The sequence below is a fragment of the Paractinoplanes deccanensis genome, assembly GCF_016862115.1.
Lineage (GTDB): Bacteria > Actinomycetota > Actinomycetes > Mycobacteriales > Micromonosporaceae > Actinoplanes > Actinoplanes deccanensis.
Map to the genome: position 1 here is coordinate 94,073 of NZ_BOMI01000059.1, position 17,143 is coordinate 111,215.

Sequence of the window (17,143 nt, forward strand, 5' to 3'; positions counted from 1 at the left end):
TCATGAGCTCACCCCACCGATCACCGCGTTCCCGGCCCGGTGAGAGCCTGGAGCCATGACGAGCGACAAGACGGCCGATCTGGTGGACGAGCACGGTGACGGCATCGGGTCCTGCGACACCCAGTTCGTGCAGTACGGGGGCCGTGCCGCGTTTCGGGGTGTGGCCGTGACGGTGTCGTGCTTCGAGGACAACGCGCTGCTCAAGTCGGTGCTCGGCGAGCCGGGTGAGGGGCGCGTGTTGGTGGTCGACGGCGGCGGCTCGGTGCACCGCGCGCTCATGGGTGACGTCATCGCCGGGCTCGCGGTGGCGAACGGGTGGGCCGGTGTCGTCATCAACGGCGCGGTGCGGGACGTGGCCGCGCTGCGGGAGCTGCCGATCGGCGTCAAGGCACTCGGCTCCAACCCGCGCAAGAGCACCAAGACCGGCGCCGGCGAGCGGGATGTCGTGCTGCGCCTCGGCGGCTGCGAGTTCCGGCCGGGCGACGTGGTGGTCTCCGACGAGGACGGCATCGTGGTCATCCCTGGGGGATGAGGTGGTTGCGGGCCGTTGCCGCGACCGTCGGTGGCGGGACGAGCCCGGAAGGAGACGGCGATGGCAGTCGATATGTTCATGGTGTACGTCGGCGTGTATCCCACCGTCGCGCAGGCGGAGGCCGACTACGACGTGGTCAAGGAGTTGCACCGCAAGGCGGATCTGATCGACGCGTACGACGCCGCGGTGGTCGAGCGGCGCGCCGACGGGAAGTCGAAGATCGTGAAGCGGCACGAGACGCCGACGCGGGTCGGCGGGGTGCTCGGCGGCGGGCTCGGGCTGGCCACCGGGCTGGTCGTGGCGCTGTTCCCGTTCGCCGCCATCGGTGGTGGGCTGCTGGCCGCGACCACCGGCGGCGGGGCGGTCCTCGGCGCGCTGGCCGGGCACGCCGCCGCCGGGATGAGCCGGTCGGACCTCAAGGAGCTCGGCGAGCACCTCGACGAGGGCCAGGCCGGCCTTGTCGTCGTCGCGGTCGCCGACATGGGCGCCAAGGTCGAGCGGGCACTGAAGAACGCCGAGAAGGTCGAGTCGCGCGAGCTGCGGGCCGACACCGCCGAGATCGAGCAGGACGCGAAGGCCGCTACTGCCTGACGACCACGCCGAGCACCTGGGCCAGCGCGGGGGCGACCTCGGCCAGCTGGCCCGGGCCGATGATCGCGCCGCTCAGCGACTCCCAGCCCTCGGCGAGGTCGAGCTCGCGGGCGCCGCGGAAGTCGAGCTTCTTGGCGGTGGCCTTGCCGAACCGGGCCCGGCGCACGGCCGAGCCCGGGAAGGTCACGTTGATCAGGGTGGCGCCGCCGAAGTCCACCTCCGACAGGTCGCAGTCGCGGAACTCGACGTCCTGCAGCTTCGCGCCGCGCAGGTTCAGGCTGTCGAGCTTGCTTGCGCGTACGACGACGCGGCGCCACTGGGAGCCGTACGCCTGCACGCCCGCCACCGCGCTGTCCAGGATCGTCACGTCGAGCAGTTGCGTCTCGGCCCACGAGCCGCCGATCCAGCGGCACCGCGACAGCCACACGTCGTCGAGCCGCACCTTGTCGTACGTGCCGCCGGTGAACGTCACCGCCGTCATCGCGCTCTCCGAGAAGCGGGAGCCGGCGGCCGCCACCTCGGCGAGCTCGACGCCGTCGAGGTGGACCTCGCTGTGGTCCCCGTCGTGGTCCAGCTCCTCGTCGAGCGGGCGCAGGTATTTCGCGTACGGCAGGGAGGCGAGATCCTCGATCAGCGGCATGCGAGCATCCTGCCCTGTCCGGCGTGGCGGCGCTGCCGCGGGAGGGCCCTGTCCGGCATGGCGGCGCTGCCGCGGGAGGGCCTGTCAGGCGTGGCGGCGCTGCTGCGGGATGGCCGGTCGCAGGGCGCCGTCGCGGGCCAGGCCGGTGAGCACGCGGTTGAGGTCGTCGACGTGCCGCTCGGTGTGCGCGGCGGTGAGCTGCACCCGGAAGCCGATCTCGTCGCGCGGCACGCCGGGGTAGGGCGCGAGCGTCACGTACTGCCCGGCCCGCCACAGCCGCTCGGACACGTCGATCAGGTCGTGCTCGGGCGAGATGGGGATCTCCACGACGGGCGTGTCGTCGACGTTGAGGGTGTGCACCCCCATGCCGCGTACGTGGGTGAGCAGCTTCGCCGTCAGCCGGTGCAGGTGGCCGCGCAGGTCGTCGCCGCGCTTGTCGTTGACGTCGAGCCCGGCCCACACCGTGGCGAGCGAGGCCACCGGCGACGGCCCGGAGTAGAGGTACGTCGGCGCGGCCACCTTCAGCTGGTTCTTGACCGCGGTGGGCAGCGCCAGGAAGGCCAGCAGCGACGAGTACGCCTTCGAGAACCCGCCGACCAGGATGATGTTGTCGTACGTCTCGCCGCAGTGCTTGACGATCGCGTTGCCGCGCATGCCGTACGGGGAGGTCTCCTCCGCGCCCCGCTCGCCGATGACGCCCATGCCGTGCGCGTCGTCGACGTACAGGATCGCGTCGTGCTCGCGGCACAGCTTCGCGTAGACCTGAAGGTCCGGGATGTCGCCGGTCATGCTGTTGACGCCGTCCATGCAGACCATCACCGGCCGCGCGGTGGCCTCCTTCAGCAGGCGGGCCAGCTCGTCGACGTCGCCGCTGCGGAAGCGCTTCATCGTGGCGCCCTGCCCGCGGGCGAAGACGCAGCCGTCGTAGATGGTGCGGTGCGCGCGGCTCTCCATGATGACCGTGCCCTGCCCGATCAGCGCCGGGATGACGCCGAGGTGGATCTGCGAGATGGTCGGCAGCAGCAGCACGTCCTCGGCGCCGAGCAGCTCGGTCAGCCGGTCCTCCAGGTCCGGATAGATCTGCGGGCTGCCCAGCATGCGCGACCAGCTCGGGTGGGTGCCCCAGCGGCGCAGCTGCGGCTCGACCGCCTCGATGACCTCCTCGTCGAGGTCGAAGCCCAGGTAGTTGCAGGACGCCCAGTCGACCAGCCAGTCGTCGCCGATCCTGATGCGGCGCCCGTCGATCTCCTCGATGACGGCGTCGTACATGCGGCTGTTCCGCCGAAGGTCCTCGATGTCATGAGTCGCGGCCGGCACAGTGAACCCCTCTCACATTTTCGGATCACTCTGGCACCTACCCGGGCGATCGTCGATCAACCGAAAAACGTCTGACCGAAGCGTGGCGGGGACATGGCGAAGGGCGCCCCCGGGACGGCCGGGAGCGCCCTTCGCGTGCGGTCAGGTCACCAGATGCGGGTGCGGGCCGTCCCCGAGCCGAGGCCGGAGAGCGGGCCGGCCGCCGCGGGGGAGCCGGCCGGGCGCCGGTCGCCGAGCAGGTCGACGTCGATGACCGCCGGCGAGCCGTCCGGCTCCTCGAAGTCGGCGTCGGCGAACCGGACGCGCTCGAGGTCGCGGCCGCCGACCGCCACGAAGCCGGCCTGCCCGAACGCCTCGGGCAGCTCCGTCTCGAGGTAGACCTCGTCGCCCTCCTCGACGATCCGGAAGGTCGCGTCGCCGATGGCGTGCGGGCCGCTCTCGCCGGCGAACGGCTGGGCGCCGTTGGCATAGACGTTGCCGCGGGCGTACACGGCCTGGAGCACGTCGAGGTAGCGCTGGTGGTCGCCCGGGGGCTGCTCCTCGATGCGCTGCAGGTACTCGGCGAACGAGGCCGGGTGCGCGTCGTAGCCCGCGAGGCCGTACGAGGGGATCGCCTTGCCGTCGCCGCCGTGCCCGTACGCCTGGGCGACGTCGCCGCCGAGGAAGATGTTGCCGATGTAGCGGTCGTCGCCGCCGCGGATGTACGCGTAGCCGGCCACCTGGGTGCTGTGCGGCTGGTGGTACGGGGTAGCCCGGTCCATGACGGCTTCGAGGCGCACGGTGCCGGCGAACAGGTTGCCGACGAAGGCGCCGCCCTGGCTGAACGACTCGTACGACGCGCGCGAGCCGAGCACGTTGTGGTCGACCAGGAACGGGCCGTGGCTGACCTCGATGAACAGATCGCGGTTGTTGTTGTAGAACACGTTGCGGGTGACCCGGGTGCCCTGCGTCTGCCAGTCGAGCCAGATGCCCAGCGACGTGTCGTGGATGCGGTTGTGCCGGATCTGCACGTCGATCGCGGCGTGCAGCTTGATGCCGCCGATCTCGTAGCCGTAGTACTCGCGCTTGAGGGCGATGTTGTAGATGTGGTTGTCCTCGATGGTCGAGAACACGCAGCCGAGGTGGCCGACGACGCCGTTCTGGCCGCAGTCGTAGATGGTGTTGCGGCGCACGATGTGCGAGCCGATGTGCTCCTTGTCCCAGCCGATCTGCCGCGCCGAGAAGACGGACTCCAGCTGGTACTGATATCCGGGCTTGTCGCGGCGCTCGGTGGCGTAGTTGTGGCCGGTCGTGGCCTCCTTGCCGAGCGAGATCGCCGAGGTCTTGGCGTCGTGGATGACGTTGTCCTCGATGATCCAGCCCTTGGCCCAGTTGGGGCCGATCAGGCCGGGCTGGTCGGCGGTGGGCGGGGTCCACGGGGTGGCGGCGTGGGCCAGCTCGAAGCCGCGCACGGTGATGTAGTCGAGGTGGTGCTCCACCGGGTAGAACACCGAGCGGCGTACGTTGATCTCGACGAGCTCGGCGTTGGGGTCGGCGCCCTGGAAGTTGGCCCAGATGGTCGTCGTGTCCGCGCCCACCTCGGCGTACCAGACGAGCTGGGTCTGGTCGGGGTTGCGCACGGTGTCGTCGAGGGCGGTCCAGTTGTCGAGGACCTTCTCACGGCGCGGCGGGTCGTTGAGCTCGGCGCGGCTGCCGGCCTCGTAGAAGCTCAGGCCGTTGAGGTAGACGTCGCCGAGGTGCTTGCGGGGCGCGCCGGCCGGGTAGACGATCCAGTCGCCGGCGATCTCCTCGGCGTACGGGTTGAAATTTCCGAACAGCGAGTTGGGAATCTCGGCGCGCCACACGCCGTCGCTCTCGGCTTCCCAGGTCGTGATCCGCTCCGAGCCCTTGATCACCACGTGCTCGCCCTCGGCGGCGGTGTAGGTGATGCGGCGGGCGTCGCTGAGGCCGCCGCGGCGCGGGATCACCCACTCGCGGTATTCGCCGGCGTGCACGACGACGGTGTCGCCGGGGCGGGCGAGCTCGGCGGCGCGGTTGATCGTCCGGAGGGGCTGCTTCTCCGAGCCCTCGGCGTCATCGGATCCGGTGGTCGCCACATGGAGGAGCGTCATGTCGGGCCTTTCTCAATGAGGATCGGCCCTCAACGTAACTTTGCGAAACATTATGAGTCAATGCTCGAAACTTTCGAGATTTCGGCCGGTCGACTTCCGGATGATCAGCTCGGCGGCCAGCTCCACGCGGGGCGAGTCGAGCGGCGCCCCGCCGGCCAGCCGCAGCAGCCGGCGCATGGCGACGCTGCCCATCTCGGCGAACGGCTGCCGCACGGTGGTCAGCGGGGGAGCGGACCACTGCGACACCGGCATGTCGTCGAAGCCCACCACGCTGACGTCCTCGGGGATGCGCAGCCCGAGCGTGCGGGCCGCCTCGATGGCGCCGAGCGCGAGCGTGTCGTTGCAGGCGAACAGGGCGGTCGGCCGGTCCGGGCGGGAGAGCAGATCGGCCGCGGCGGTGAACCCGGCGTCGAAGGTGAACGGGCCGGCGCGCACCAGCTCGGGGTCGGGCGCGATGCCGGCCCGCGAGAGCGCGGCCTGGTAGCCGTGCAGCCGGGCGATGCTGACCCCGCGTTCCGGCGGCCCCTCGATGAAGCCGACGCGCCGGTGCCCGAGGCCGGTGAGGTGGGCGGTCGCCTCCATGCCGCCGTGGAAGTTGGTGGCGCCGACGCTCGGAATTTCCGGTGATGGGACGTCGACCGGATCGATGGTGACGATCGGGATGCCGCGCTCCACGAAGTGCTGCCACTGCTTCGACGTGATGCTCGAGGTGACCAGGACGATGCCCTCGCGGTGCGCGGAGGCGGTGCGCCGCGCCCAGGCCGCGCCGCGCGGATCCTCCGGCACGAGCCCGACGACGACGTCCACGTCCTCCGCCGCGGCCGCCGCCAGGGCGCCCTTGAGGATCTTCAGATTGTTGGGTGTCTCCATGGCGTCGAAGACCAGGTCGACCGTGCGGACCCCGGTGGGCGCCGCCGTTGCCCGCCCCACGTAACCGTGGCTGGCCAGCAGCGCGCTGATCCGGGCCCGCGTCTGCGGGGCCACGTCGGTGCGCCCGTTCACGACCTTGGACACCGTGGGCACCGAGACGCCCGCCTCCCGCGCGACGGCCGCAAGCGTGGCCCGGCGCTCTGCTCCACTCACTCGAAAATTATCGCAACGTTGCGAAGCGCCCGTCAAAGCCGCGATCAGGGAATCGGGCCGCTGCGCAGCTGCATCGTGACCTCGCTGCCGTACCGGACCGTCCGGCCGCCGGCCGGGGACTGGCTCCGGACCCAGGCGCTCGGGCCGGTCGCGCCGGTGTACCGCGGCACCAGCCCGGCGGCGACCACCCGCTGGTGGGCCGCGCTGCGCCGCATCTCGCGCACGTCCGGCACGATCGCGGGCGTGAACGGCAGCAGCACGCGCCGGATCTGCTGGGCGCAGACGGCGCAGAACTCCTTGTCGATGGCGCGCATCCGGCAGTCGAACTGCGGGCGGAACGCGCCGCAGTGGTAGTAGTGCGCGCCCTCGTACAGCCCGACCGTGGCCGCCGGGAGCGGGTCGGGCTGCGGGTCGCATCGGGTGCAATCGGCGTTGCGGGTGGTCGGGATCGGCGTGGCCTGCGCGACCAGCGACCGCCACTTGAGCGTCGCCCGGTCGGTGTTCACGGTGACGTTCGGCTCCGCCGGCTCGGCCGCGGGGTGGTGATCGCGGTCCGTGTCGATGCCGCAGCCGAGGTACGACTCGTACTCGTCGGCGAGGCCGAACGCGGAGTGGCCGAGCTCGTGCAGGGCGATCAGCTCCGCCCCGGTCGCCAGGGAGTAGGTGGCGACGGCGCCGCCGGAACCTCCGTACACCTGGGAGTTGACGATGACCACCACGGCGTGGAACTGCGGCACCCGCTGAGCGGCGACGGACAGGGCGGTGGCCTGGTTGACCAGCAGGAGCCGGCGCGCGCCGTTGTTGCAGAACGAGGCGTCGAAATAGGTGCGTGCCGTGGTGCCCGGCCCGCCGCAGGCCGCGGGATCGTCGGCGCCGCTGTCGGTGGAGGTCACGTCGACGCGGTAGAGGTTGAGGCCGGCCCAGACGCTGTCGAAGGGCCGGGTGGCCTCCAGCCGCACGCAGAGCCGGGCGGCGTCCTGGGCGTACTGGGTCATCTGGTTGGCGCGGTAGCCGTCGCCGAGGATCACGAGGTTCCAGCGCTCGGCGGGCGGGCCGTGATCGACGACCCGGGTCACGCCGAGCACCTGGCCGTCCGCGGTGGTCATGACTCGGCCCGCAACGGCACCCGCAGGATCTCGCGCACCTGCCTCGTCTCGGGCGGCCCGCCGGCGTCGTCGACCAGCGCCAGGTGGTCGGCCTCCGGCAGGTCGGGCACGAGCACCGTGAACACGCCGGTGCGCCGCTCGGCCGGGACCCGGCGCACGGACGGCTCGCCGTCCACGCCGGGCGCGAAGACCTCGGCGTCGAGCGGGATCCACGGCAGGCCACGCCGGTCGAGGACCCCTCCCTCGGCGGTACGGAGCTCCGCGCGCCACCCGGCCGCGGGCTCGCCGGCCGACGGGATCGTCAGCTCGACGCGTTGCTGGGAGAGCATCCGCACCTCGTCGCCGTCGTACTCGAACACGAGGCGGACCGCCGGCTCAGTCATGCCCGGACCGTACGCCCGCGGGCACCGGTGGGGCAGCGTTTCTGTCGCTGATCGTTCGCTGGGGCGTTTTGTGCCTTTGTGCTGGGAGTACTAGACACAGAGGACTAGCCTTCGCGCCTCCGTGGCGGCGTTGCGACAGTGTGTGATCGGGCTTTTCCGGCGCCTCCGGGGTGACCTGCGAAATTGCATTCCGGCGTGATCCTCGAAAGGCTTCCTGGCTAGTCAGGTTGGTCTATTGACGCTGCGTGCATGATGTTTGGCGTGACGACGGAATCGCGTACGGGACGACGGCGCCGGGCGGTCCCGACGACATATGACAACCGGCCCGTGAATCCGCGCGACTTCATCCCGGCACCCGCCCGGCCGTCGCACGCGGCGCCGGTTTATCCGGCCGATCTCCCGGAGCGCGGCGAGGCCATTCAGGCGCTCACCCGCGACGTGCTGATCCGCCGGTCGCTCGACGTGTCGCCGACCGCCTTCATCACGATCATCAGCATCATCCAGGGTGTCGCGCTGGGCCTGCTGGCGCAGAACACCTTCGCCCGCCCCGGCCTGCTCGTCGGCGTGCAGAGCTTCGCCATGCTCATGGTGCTCGTCTCGGTTTTCTACTACTACCTCACCATGAGCATTCTGCTCCGCTGGGCACCGTCCTTCCTCGACTGTTTCCTTCCTTTCGCGATCGCGAGCCTGGAGATCCCCGGCGCGTTCTTTCTCGGCAACGCCCGCGCGTGGAATCTCTGGCTCGGCGCGTTCTGGTTCGGCACCTTCATCGGTTTGTGGATCACCAAGAAATGGTCCCCGCCCTCGCACTTCGGTGACGAGATCGACGCTCATCGCACGCTGCACGACCTGCTGCACGAGTTGCGGCTGACCGCCGGGCTGGGCGCGATGACCGTGGGCTGGTGCGGCCTGTTCGCCGTGCTGATGCCGTTCCACCAGCTCTTCTGGGGCCTGCTCGGCGCCGGCGTCGTGCTCGCCACGGTCGGGATGGTCGTCGCCCGCACCGAGCTGCGCGCCTCGCAGATCCACGCGCGCTACGGCGTCAATCGGCCACCGTTCAACTGAGACGGAAATCGTGGAATGATCGCGGCATGAGGCGGCGAGCCATTGCCGACGTCATCGGCAAGCGTTACGACGAGTACTTCCGCGACCGTACCCCGGTGCCGTTCGAGGTCGTCGACCGCGACGGCAGCACACAGACCTTCGGCGTCTCCAGCGACGCCGCTCCCAAGTACACGCTGCTCGTGCGCGACGACGAGGGCCGTGACGCGCTGCTCTCGCTCGACCAGTTGCGCGTCGCGCTGGCGTACCTGCGAGGTCATCTCGACGTCGACGGCGACCTGGCCGCGGCGCTGAGCATGCGCCGGTTCTTCTCCGACATCCATCCGGCCGCGTTCCTCGGCCGCTGGGTGCCGTCGCTGTGGCACGGCAAGACCGAGCACGACAACCGCGCGATCTCGCAGCACTACGACGAGGACTCCGAGTTCTTCCTGACCTTCCTCGACACCCGCCACCGCTGCTACACGCAGGGCGTCTTCGCGGCCGACGACGAGCCGCTCGAGGACGCGGTGACCCGCAAGCTCGACATCGCGCTCGACGCCATCCAGGTCAAGCCCGGCGACCGGGTGCTCGAGGTGGGCGGCGGCTGGGGCGCCTTCTCCGAATACGCGGCCCGGCGCGGCATCGACGTCACCACGGTCACCCTCGCCGCCGAGTCGGAGCGCTACCTCAAGGGCCTCTTCGAGCGCGAGCAGCTGCCGGTCACCGTGGTCCGCGAGCACATCCTGCGCTACCACAACGACCGGCCGTTCGACGCCATCGTCAACATGGGCGTCACCGAGCACCTGCCCGACTACCGGGCGACGCTGCGGACGTACGCCCGATTGCTGCGCCCCGAGGGCCGCGTCTATCTCGATGCCCTCGCGATGCGGCGCAAGCACACGGCGTCGACCTTCTTCAAGCAGTACGTCTACCCGGGCCGCTCGGCGCCGCTGCTGCTCCACTCGTACCTGCGGCACGTGGCGCACTCGCCGTTCGAGCTGCTCAACGTCGAGGACGACCGGCACAACTACTTCCTGACCTGCCGCGCGTGGGCCCAGCGCCTCGACGCCCGCCGCGAGGAGATCGTGGCGCGCTGGGGCGACGAGCTCTACCGCCGCTTCCGCATCTTCCTGTGGGGCTCGGCGTCCGGCTTCGACACCCGGCTCGTGCAGGCGTACCGCTGGACGCTGCGACTCACCTAGTCGATCCGTTCGAGCCGGGTCCACCGAGCCCAGCCACGCTCGCGCATCAGCGCCAGCAGCCGGGTGACGCGTGGGTCCGTCTCGACGGCGAGGGCGTCCAGAAGGTCGAAGGTGGTGTCGTCAGTGGACTCACCGTAGTCCTCCAGGCCGGCCGCGTACGCCTGCTCGGAGAGCGTGGCCAGCAGGTCGGCGAGCTCCGCCAGGCGGGGGTCGTCGTCGCCCTCGTCGTCGTCGAACACTTCGGACAGCAGGCGGTAGAGCCGCACCATGACGGGGTTCTCGAGCTCGGCCAGCTTCGACGGGATCCACTGCTCGATCTCGCCGGGCCAGCGCGCCGACATGAGGATCCACCCGTCCCGTTCGCCCGCCACCAACCGCTCGGACGCGCCGATCTCGCGCAGGCGGTCCAGGTAGCCGACCACCGCCGGCGGCAGCACCAGGCTGTCACCGGCGGCGAGCCGGGCGATCTGCCGGCGGCTGGTCTCGAGCCGTTCGATCTCGCCGCGCAGCCGCTCGTCGATCGACCGGGCCTGTTCGGCGAAGGCCGCCGGGCCGGCGTCGAGCATCCGGCGGATGTGCGAGAGCGGCACGCCGGCGTTCGCGAGGGTGCGGATCTTGATAAGGGCGACGACGGCCTTGGCGCCGTACCGGCGGTAGCCCGACGCGTCCCGTTCCGGCTCGGGCAGGAGCCCGACCTGGTGGTAGTGCCGCACCGCGCGCACCGTGACGCCGGCGTACGCCGCCAGCTGGCCGATCGTCAGCATGCCCTCACCTCTGGCGATGGTAGACCCGCAGCGCGACGGCGTACGCGACCACGAGAATGCCGGCGCACCAGGCGAGGGCGGTCCAGATGCCGGAGCCGACCGGTTGCTGCGCGAACAGGTCGCGGAGGGCGTCGACGATCGAGGTCACCGGCTGGTTCTCGGCGAAGGCCCGCACCGGCCCCGGCATGGTGCCGGTCGGCACGAAGGCCGAGCTGATGAAAGGCAGGAAGATCAGGGGGTACGCGAACGCGCTCGCGCCGTCGACGCTCTTCGCGGTGAGCCCGGGAATCACCGCGAGCCAGGTCAGCGCCAGGGTGAAGAAGACCAGGATGCCGGTGACCGCGAGCCAGGCGCCCAGCCCGGCGCCGGTGCGGAAGCCCATGACGAGGGCGACCCCGACGACGAGCACCACCGAGATCATGTTGGCGAGCAACGAGGTCAGCACGTGCGCCCACAGCACGCCCGACCGGGCGATGGGCATCGACTGGAACCGTTCGAAGATCCCGCTCTGGAGGTCCGAGAAGAGCCGGAACGCGGTGTACGAGATGCCCGACGCGATGGTGATGAGCAGGATGCCGGGGAGCAGGTAGTTCACGTACGAGACCGATCCGGTGTCGATCGCGCCGCCGAAGACGTAGACGAACAGCAGCATGATGGCGACCGGGGTGACCGCTGTGGTGATGATGGTGTCGAAGCTGCGGGTGACGTGGCGCAGGGTTCGCCCGGTGAGCACCAAGGTGTCCGTCATGCGTCGCTCCCCTTCCCGCTCACGACCGCGAGGAACACGTCCTCCAGCGTGGGCTGTTTCTCGACGTACTCGACCTTGGCCGGCGGCAGCAGCTGCCTGAGCTCCGCCAGGGTGCCGTCGACGATGATCCGGCCCTCGTGCAGGATCGCGATCCGGTCCGCGAGCTGCTCGGCCTCGTCCAAATACTGCGTGGTCAGCAGCACGGTCGTGCCGCCCTCGGCGAGCCGGCGGACGGCCTGCCACACCTCGATGCGCGCCTCCGGGTCGAGCCCGGTGGTCGGCTCGTCGAGGAAGACGACCGGCGGGCTGCCGATGAGGCTCATCGCGATGTCGAGGCGGCGGCGCATGCCCCCGGAGTACGTCGCCACGCGGCGCCCGCCGGCCTCGGTCAGCCCGAAACGCGCCAACAGCTCGCCGGCGATCGTGCCGGAGTCCTTCAGGTGCCGCAGGCGGGCGACCAGGACGAGGTTCTCCCGCCCGGTGAGGATCTCGTCGACGGCCGCGAACTGCCCGGTCAGGCTGATGGACCGGCGGACGTCGGCGGCCCGGGTGGCGACGTCGAAGCCGTTGACCCGCGCGCTGCCCGCGTCCGCCTTCAGCAGTGTCGAGAGGATCCGTACGACCGTGGTCTTGCCGGCCCCGTTCGAGCCGAGCAGGGCGTAGATGCTGCCCCGCGCCACCGCCAGGTCCACGCCGCGCAACACGTGCAGTTCCCCGTACGACTTCTCCAGGCCCTGTATCTCGATTGCCATGCTCATGTGCGGCAGTGTCGAGGGTTGACGCTGCGTCAGGGTCAAGCCTTCAGCCGGGTACGAAGAGCGCCGGCGATCTCGGCGGCCGCGCCGATCTGCTCGGGCGTGAGCGCGTCGACGAAAAGCTCGCGGATGGCCCTCAGGTGCGGGACGGTGGCCGCCTCGAAGGCTTCGCGTCCCCGGGGGGTGAGCCTCACCTGGGAGCCGCGGTTGTCCGTCGCGCAGTCCTCGCGGCTGATCAGGCCGCGCCGTTCCATCCGGCCGAGGTGGTGGGACAGCCGGCTGCGCTCCCAGCCGATGTGCGCGGCCAGGTCCGACGAGCGCATCTCGGGCTGCTCGCTCAGCGCCAGCATCACCGAGTAGTCGCCGGGGGAGAGGCCGGTCTCGTCGTGCAAGCGGCCGCCGATGCGGGAGCGCAGCAGCTCGGTGGTCTCGATGAAGGCGCGCCACGCGGCGAGTTGGTCGCGTGTCGGAAGTCGCCGGGTCCCGGGCATAAATCTCGGCCTCCCATAGTTGACGTGTCCATCATAGCGATTGACACGTCAATTACCTGGAGGCGGCCATGATCCTCGGCCTGGACAATTTCGGCGACGTGCCGGCCGGCACGACGCACGCCGCGGCGATCCGGCAGGTCGTCGACGAGGCCGTGATGGCCGACGAGCTGGGCGTGGACGCCATCGCGCTCGGCGAGCACCACCGGCCCGAATACTCCATCTCCACCCCGGAGACCGTGCTCGCCGGCATCGCCGGCAAGACGTCGCGCATCACGCTGGGCTCCGGCGTGACGGTGCTGAGCTCGGACGACCCGGTGCGCGTCTTCCAGCGCTTCGCCACCGTCGACGCGCTCTCCGGCGGCCGCGCCGAGGTGATCCTGGGCCGCGGCTCGTTCACCGAGTCGTTCCCGCTCTTCGGCTACGACCTGAGCGACTACGACCTGCTCTTCGAGGAGAAGCTCGACCTGTTCGTGCGGCTGCTCGACGAGAAGCCCGTCACCTGGAGCGGGAAGACCCGGGCGCCGCTGGTCGACGCCGACGTCTTCCCCAAGACGGAGTCCGGCCGGCTCAGCGTGTGGGTCGGCGTCGGCGGCTCCCCGCAGTCGGTCGTGCGCACCGCCCGGCACGGGCTGCCGCTCATGCTGGCCATCATCGGCGGGCAGCCGGAGCGCTTCGCCCCGTACGTCGACCTCTACCGCCGCGCCGCCGAGCAGCTCGGCACCGTCGCGCACCCGGTCGGCATGCACTCGCCCGGCTTCGTCGCCGACACCGACGAGGAGGCGAAGGAGAAGTTCTACCCGTACTACAAGGAGCAGCGCGACCGGATCGGCGCGCTCCGCGGCTGGCCGCCCCTGCGCCGCGCCGAGTTCGACGCGGAAGTGAACCACGGTTCGCTCTACGTCGGCTCGCCGGATACCGTTGCCCGCAAGATCGCCCGCGCGGCGAAGGCCCTCGACGTGGGACGCTTCGACCTGATCTACACGGTCGGGGCTCAGCCGGTGAGCGACCGTTCGCGCGCCGTCGAGCTGTTCGGCTCGAAGGTGGCGCCCATGGTCCGCGACATGATGACGGAGAACTGATGACCACCGTTGGCATCCTCGGCGCCGGCAAGCTCGGCACGGTCCTGGCCCGGCTCGCCGTGGCGCACGGCTACGACGTCCTCGTGGCCGGCTCCGGCGACCCCGCCAAGATCTCGCTGATCGTGCGCATCATCACGCCGGGCGCGGTCGCGGTCAGCGCGGCCGAGGCGGCGGAGCGGGCGGACATCGTGGTGCTCGCCCTGCCCCTGGGCAAGTACCCGACCCTGCCGGTCGCCGCGCTGCGCGGCAAGACGGTCATCGACGCCATGAACTACTGGTGGGAGGTGGACGGCATCCGCGACGACCTGACCGACCCGCGCACCTCCTCCAGCGAGATCGTGCAGGCGTTCCTGCCCGGGTCGCGCGTGGTGAAGGCCTTCAACCACATGGGCTACCACGACGTCGAGGGCGAGTCGCGCCCGGCGGGCACCCCCGGCCGCAAGGCCATCGCCCTGGCCGGCGACGACCCGGGCGCCGTGGCGGAGGTCGCGGCCCTCATCGACACCCTCGGCTTCGACCCGGTCGTGGCGGGCCCGCTGGCCGAGGGGGTGCGCATGGAGCCCGGCACGGAGCTCTTCGGCGCCAACACCGACGCCGCGTCGGTGCGCGCCATGCTCGACCGCTTCCCGGAGTCCGAGCGCGGCCGCGCCGTCACCTCGGCACGAGCCGCCACGTCGTAACCGGCCCGGCGGGCCGGCGGCCGACGGTGCCGGCGGACTCCAAGTGGTGCAGGTGGGCGAGCGTCTCCGCCAAGGCCATGCGGCGCATCATGCCGCGCAGGCTCGCCCACCCCCGCGACCACGTCAGCCCCGCCGCGATCGCCCAGGCGCTCGGCGCCCCGAGCCCGCCGACGACGTCCACAATCTCCCGATTACGGTCGGCGTGGTGGCGGATCAGCGCCGCCGCCCGCTCGTCGATGCCCCGGAACCGGTATTCGTGCGCCGGCAGCGCCTCCTCCGCCGCGTACTTCCCGGTCAGCTCCAGCGACTGCAGGTACGACGTGAGCGGATCACCGTCGTTGCCCGGATGAACGCTGACGGTCGGGCTGATCCGCGGCAACAGATGGTCGCCGGTGAGCAGCGCCCCCGCCGTCGCGTCGTGCAGGCAGAGGTGCCCCGGCGTGTGCCCCGGCGTCCACACCGCCCGCACCTCGTGGCGGCGCAGCGGCAGCAGATCCCCGTCCTCGATCTCCCGATCCGGCTCGGCCATCGCGAGGAGCCCGCGCATCCGTTCCGGCGCCACGGCCACGACCGCGATGTCGTCCTCCGGCACCCCGTTCCCTCGCAGCCAGGCCCGATCCTGCTCCGGCCGCCGATCACTCCACAAGCGACGCGGCAGCGCCCGCGACTCCGCCGGGTGCATCCCGATCCACGCCCCGCTGCGGTCCCGCACCCACCCGCTGAGACCGTGATGATCCGGGTGTACGTGCGTGAGCACCACCCCGCCGACGTCGTCGAGGGTCGCGCCCGCCCGCGCCAGCCCGTCGCTCAGCGCCGTCCGCCCCTCGGCCGAGTCCCACCCCGGATCGACCAGCAGAACTCCGCCGCCGTCAAGAAACGCGTAACTGAGCGTGTACCGCAGCGGATTGTGCGGAATCGGCACCGGTATCGACCACACGTCCGGCCGCACCTGCTCAACCGCCGGAAGAACGCGCTCCCGCCACGCCCGCTGCTGCTCGGTACCCGTGACGATCATGCGCCCTCATCCGTCCCTTCGACGTGTGCGACGTCGGCCATGCGCCTGTCGGCCCGCTCGTGCGCCTGTCCGCCCGCCCCTGTCCCTGGAAGCTCGGTCACGCGCCGGCGCCCGCCGTGACGGAGTGCATCAGGAAGTCGACCAGCCGCCGGGCGTGCGGCGCCGTGTCCTTCGCCAGGGCGGCCCGCTTCTCCGGCGGTGTCGTCAGGGCGTGCATCATCGCGCCGCCCATCAACGTGTTGAGCAACAGCGTGACCGACGCCGTCTCGGGCAGCTCGCCTCGCCCGATGCCCCTGCGGACGATCGCTCGAGCCGCCAGGATCTGCGCCGTGCGGGTCGCCTGATAGTGCTCCGCGATGCCCGGGATGGCCCCCGCCTCGAGCGACAACCTGAGCGCCGCGCGGCTGGACGGCCCCGAGTAGATGTCGAGCATCTGCGTCGCCAGCTCCACCAGATCGCCGTGCAGCGTGCCGGTGTCCACATCGCTGATCTTCGGAAGCCCCTCCGTCAACGCGTCCGCGAGCAGTGCCTCTTTGTTGCTCCACCGCAGATAGAGCGACGCCTTGCCGACCCCTGCCCGCCGCGCGACGCCCTCCATGGCGAACCCGGCCCACCCGGCCTCGCCGAACACATCGAGCGCCGCCCGAGCGATCCGGCGATCGACATCCGGATCACGAGGCCGCCCCGGCGATGGTGTCGCGGCCATCGGCCACCTCCCATTGCTGAACGGTAACCGTCACGATACCGTGGACAGTAAGTGAACGGAAGGCGTTCAGTATGAGCAACGAGCAGCTCGACCCCCGCCCTTCACCGGCCCACGAGTTCCGCGCCGACGGCCCCGGCGCCATCCTGGTCGGCGTCGACGGCTCCACGTCCTCGATGCGCGCCGCCGCCTACGCGGCCGGCCTGGCCCGCCGCCAGCGTTGCCGCCTCATCGCCGTCTACGTCCGCAAGGGCTCTCCTGCGATGGTCCCGCTCTCCGACGACAGCGGCGCCGCAGCGTTGACCGCCATCGAGGCCCAGGACGAGGTCGAGCGCGAGATCCGCGAAGCCTTCGAGGCCCACGTCCCCGAGCTGGGCATCGACGCCAGGCTGGTGGTGCGCACAGGCGAGCCCTACACCGAGCTGACAGCCGCCGCCCGCGAGTCCCAGGCCGACGCCGTCATCGTCGGCCGCTCCGCCAAGGTCCTCCACCGCATAGCCGGCTCCCTGGCCGTCAAGCTGGTCCGCTTCGGCCACTGGCCCGTAACGGTCGTCCCCTGACGCCGTCACCCGCGCGAAGAGCATGAATGCCCGCCGAGATCATGGCCCGCCCGACTTCTCGCCTCGCCAACCGCCGTCACTCCCGCCACGGAACGGACCATTCCCTTCCGCGCCCAGCGATCGGCCTCGGCACGTTCGCGATCGCCGCGTGGCGGAACGGAATGCTCTGTTCCGCACCCGGAGACTGCAACAATCCCTGTAGCGCTCTTCCGCGGCGGCGGATCGGAATCTTCCGTTCCGCCGCGCTCTGGTTTGTGGTGTTGACGGAGCGGAATCTTCCGTTCCGGCGCGCCCTGACTTGTGGTGCCGGGCGGAGCGGAATGTTCCGTTCAGGTGGCTCCC

19 protein-coding genes are annotated in these 17,143 nt (G+C 70.9%); 7 read left to right on the plus strand and 12 right to left on the minus strand.

Annotation, left to right across the window (positions count from 1 at the left end; genetic code table 11):
• Positions 1-55: 55 nt before the first annotated feature.
• Both rraA and Ade02nite_RS15680 read left to right on the plus strand, forming a co-directional pair.
• Complete coding sequence (rraA, locus tag Ade02nite_RS15675; RefSeq protein ID WP_203762857.1) at positions 56-532, plus strand: ribonuclease E activity regulator RraA; 477 nt, start codon at positions 56-58, stop codon at positions 530-532.
• A 60-nt stretch (positions 533-592) separates the two neighbouring features.
• Entirely contained in the window at positions 593-1,123 is a 531-nt protein-coding gene (locus tag Ade02nite_RS15680; RefSeq protein ID WP_239168781.1) for a DUF1269 domain-containing protein, read from the plus strand.
• Here the strand turns inward: Ade02nite_RS15680 and Ade02nite_RS15685 are convergent.
• The 6 genes from Ade02nite_RS15685 to Ade02nite_RS15710 form a co-directional block, all read right to left on the minus strand.
• Positions 1,113-1,763 carry a pentapeptide repeat-containing protein gene (locus Ade02nite_RS15685; protein WP_203762860.1) on the minus strand — a complete coding sequence of 217 codons (651 nt, stop codon included), beginning with the start codon at positions 1,761-1,763 and terminating at the stop codon, positions 1,113-1,115. The genes Ade02nite_RS15680 and Ade02nite_RS15685 overlap by 11 nt on opposite strands.
• An 84-nt stretch (positions 1,764-1,847) precedes the next feature.
• A complete protein-coding gene (locus Ade02nite_RS15690; protein WP_203762862.1) occupies positions 1,848-3,032 on the minus strand; it encodes an aminotransferase class I/II-fold pyridoxal phosphate-dependent enzyme in 1,185 nt (394 codons plus the stop codon).
• Positions 3,033-3,226: 194 nt separating this feature from the next.
• Positions 3,227-5,191, minus strand: a complete 1,965-nt coding sequence (locus Ade02nite_RS15695; protein WP_203762864.1) for a right-handed parallel beta-helix repeat-containing protein — start codon at positions 5,189-5,191, stop codon at positions 3,227-3,229.
• Positions 5,192-5,248: 57 nt separating this feature from the next.
• Positions 5,249-6,274 carry a LacI family DNA-binding transcriptional regulator gene (locus Ade02nite_RS15700; protein WP_203762866.1) on the minus strand — a complete coding sequence of 342 codons (1,026 nt, stop codon included), beginning with the start codon at positions 6,272-6,274 and terminating at the stop codon, positions 5,249-5,251.
• A 44-nt stretch (positions 6,275-6,318) separates the two neighbouring features.
• Positions 6,319-7,380 carry a M64 family metallopeptidase gene (locus Ade02nite_RS15705; RefSeq protein WP_203762868.1) on the minus strand — a complete coding sequence of 354 codons (1,062 nt, stop codon included), beginning with the start codon at positions 7,378-7,380 and terminating at the stop codon, positions 6,319-6,321.
• Positions 7,377-7,763 carry a hypothetical protein gene (locus Ade02nite_RS15710; RefSeq protein ID WP_203762870.1) on the minus strand — a complete coding sequence of 129 codons (387 nt, stop codon included), beginning with the start codon at positions 7,761-7,763 and terminating at the stop codon, positions 7,377-7,379. The genes Ade02nite_RS15705 and Ade02nite_RS15710 overlap by 4 nt, the downstream gene beginning before the upstream one ends.
• 261 nt (positions 7,764-8,024) lie before the next feature.
• Between Ade02nite_RS15710 and Ade02nite_RS15715 the strand changes: the two genes are divergently transcribed.
• Both Ade02nite_RS15715 and Ade02nite_RS15720 read left to right on the plus strand, forming a co-directional pair.
• Complete coding sequence (locus Ade02nite_RS15715) at positions 8,025-8,828, plus strand: hypothetical protein (protein WP_203762872.1); 804 nt, start codon at positions 8,025-8,027, stop codon at positions 8,826-8,828.
• A 26-nt stretch (positions 8,829-8,854) separates the two neighbouring features.
• The gene (locus Ade02nite_RS15720) at positions 8,855-10,006 is read left to right on the plus strand and encodes a class I SAM-dependent methyltransferase (RefSeq protein ID WP_203762874.1); all 1,152 of its coding nucleotides are present in this window, start codon (positions 8,855-8,857) and stop codon (positions 10,004-10,006) included.
• Here Ade02nite_RS15720 and Ade02nite_RS15725 read toward each other — a convergent pair.
• The 4 genes from Ade02nite_RS15725 to Ade02nite_RS15740 are packed head-to-tail and all read right to left on the minus strand — an operon-like array spanning position 10,003 to position 12,764.
• Positions 10,003-10,770 carry a MerR family transcriptional regulator gene (locus Ade02nite_RS15725; RefSeq protein ID WP_203762877.1) on the minus strand — a complete coding sequence of 256 codons (768 nt, stop codon included), beginning with the start codon at positions 10,768-10,770 and terminating at the stop codon, positions 10,003-10,005. The two genes, Ade02nite_RS15720 and Ade02nite_RS15725, sit on opposite strands and share 4 nt — an antisense overlap.
• A gap of 4 nt (positions 10,771-10,774) precedes the next feature.
• The gene (locus tag Ade02nite_RS15730) at positions 10,775-11,518 is read right to left on the minus strand and encodes an ABC transporter permease (protein WP_203762879.1); all 744 of its coding nucleotides are present in this window, start codon (positions 11,516-11,518) and stop codon (positions 10,775-10,777) included.
• Entirely contained in the window at positions 11,515-12,276 is a 762-nt protein-coding gene (locus Ade02nite_RS15735) for an ABC transporter ATP-binding protein (RefSeq protein ID WP_203762881.1), read from the minus strand. Before Ade02nite_RS15735 ends, Ade02nite_RS15730 begins: the two co-directional genes overlap by 4 nt.
• Before the next feature lie 35 nt (positions 12,277-12,311).
• Positions 12,312-12,764, minus strand: coding sequence for a MarR family winged helix-turn-helix transcriptional regulator (locus Ade02nite_RS15740; RefSeq protein WP_203762883.1), 453 nt, complete (start codon positions 12,762-12,764; stop codon positions 12,312-12,314).
• Positions 12,765-12,832: 68 nt separating this feature from the next.
• Between Ade02nite_RS15740 and Ade02nite_RS15745 the strand changes: the two genes are divergently transcribed.
• Both Ade02nite_RS15745 and Ade02nite_RS15750 read left to right on the plus strand, forming a co-directional pair.
• Entirely contained in the window at positions 12,833-13,843 is a 1,011-nt protein-coding gene (locus Ade02nite_RS15745; protein ID WP_203762885.1) for an LLM class flavin-dependent oxidoreductase, read from the plus strand.
• Entirely contained in the window at positions 13,843-14,523 is a 681-nt protein-coding gene (locus Ade02nite_RS15750) for an NADPH-dependent F420 reductase (protein ID WP_203762887.1), read from the plus strand. The genes Ade02nite_RS15745 and Ade02nite_RS15750 overlap by 1 nt, the downstream gene beginning before the upstream one ends.
• Here Ade02nite_RS15750 and Ade02nite_RS15755 read toward each other — a convergent pair.
• Both Ade02nite_RS15755 and Ade02nite_RS15760 read right to left on the minus strand, forming a co-directional pair.
• On the minus strand, positions 14,495-15,538 hold the full coding sequence (locus tag Ade02nite_RS15755; RefSeq protein WP_203762889.1) for an MBL fold metallo-hydrolase: 1,044 nt from the start codon (positions 15,536-15,538) through the stop codon (positions 14,495-14,497). The two genes, Ade02nite_RS15750 and Ade02nite_RS15755, sit on opposite strands and share 29 nt — an antisense overlap.
• A gap of 97 nt (positions 15,539-15,635) precedes the next feature.
• Complete coding sequence (locus Ade02nite_RS15760) at positions 15,636-16,244, minus strand: TetR/AcrR family transcriptional regulator (RefSeq protein ID WP_203762891.1); 609 nt, start codon at positions 16,242-16,244, stop codon at positions 15,636-15,638.
• A 71-nt stretch (positions 16,245-16,315) separates the two neighbouring features.
• On the opposite strand from Ade02nite_RS15760, the gene Ade02nite_RS15765 reads away from it, so the two are divergent.
• Entirely contained in the window at positions 16,316-16,801 is a 486-nt protein-coding gene (locus tag Ade02nite_RS15765) for a universal stress protein (RefSeq protein WP_203762894.1), read from the plus strand.
• Positions 16,802-17,143: the final 342 nt, after the last annotated feature.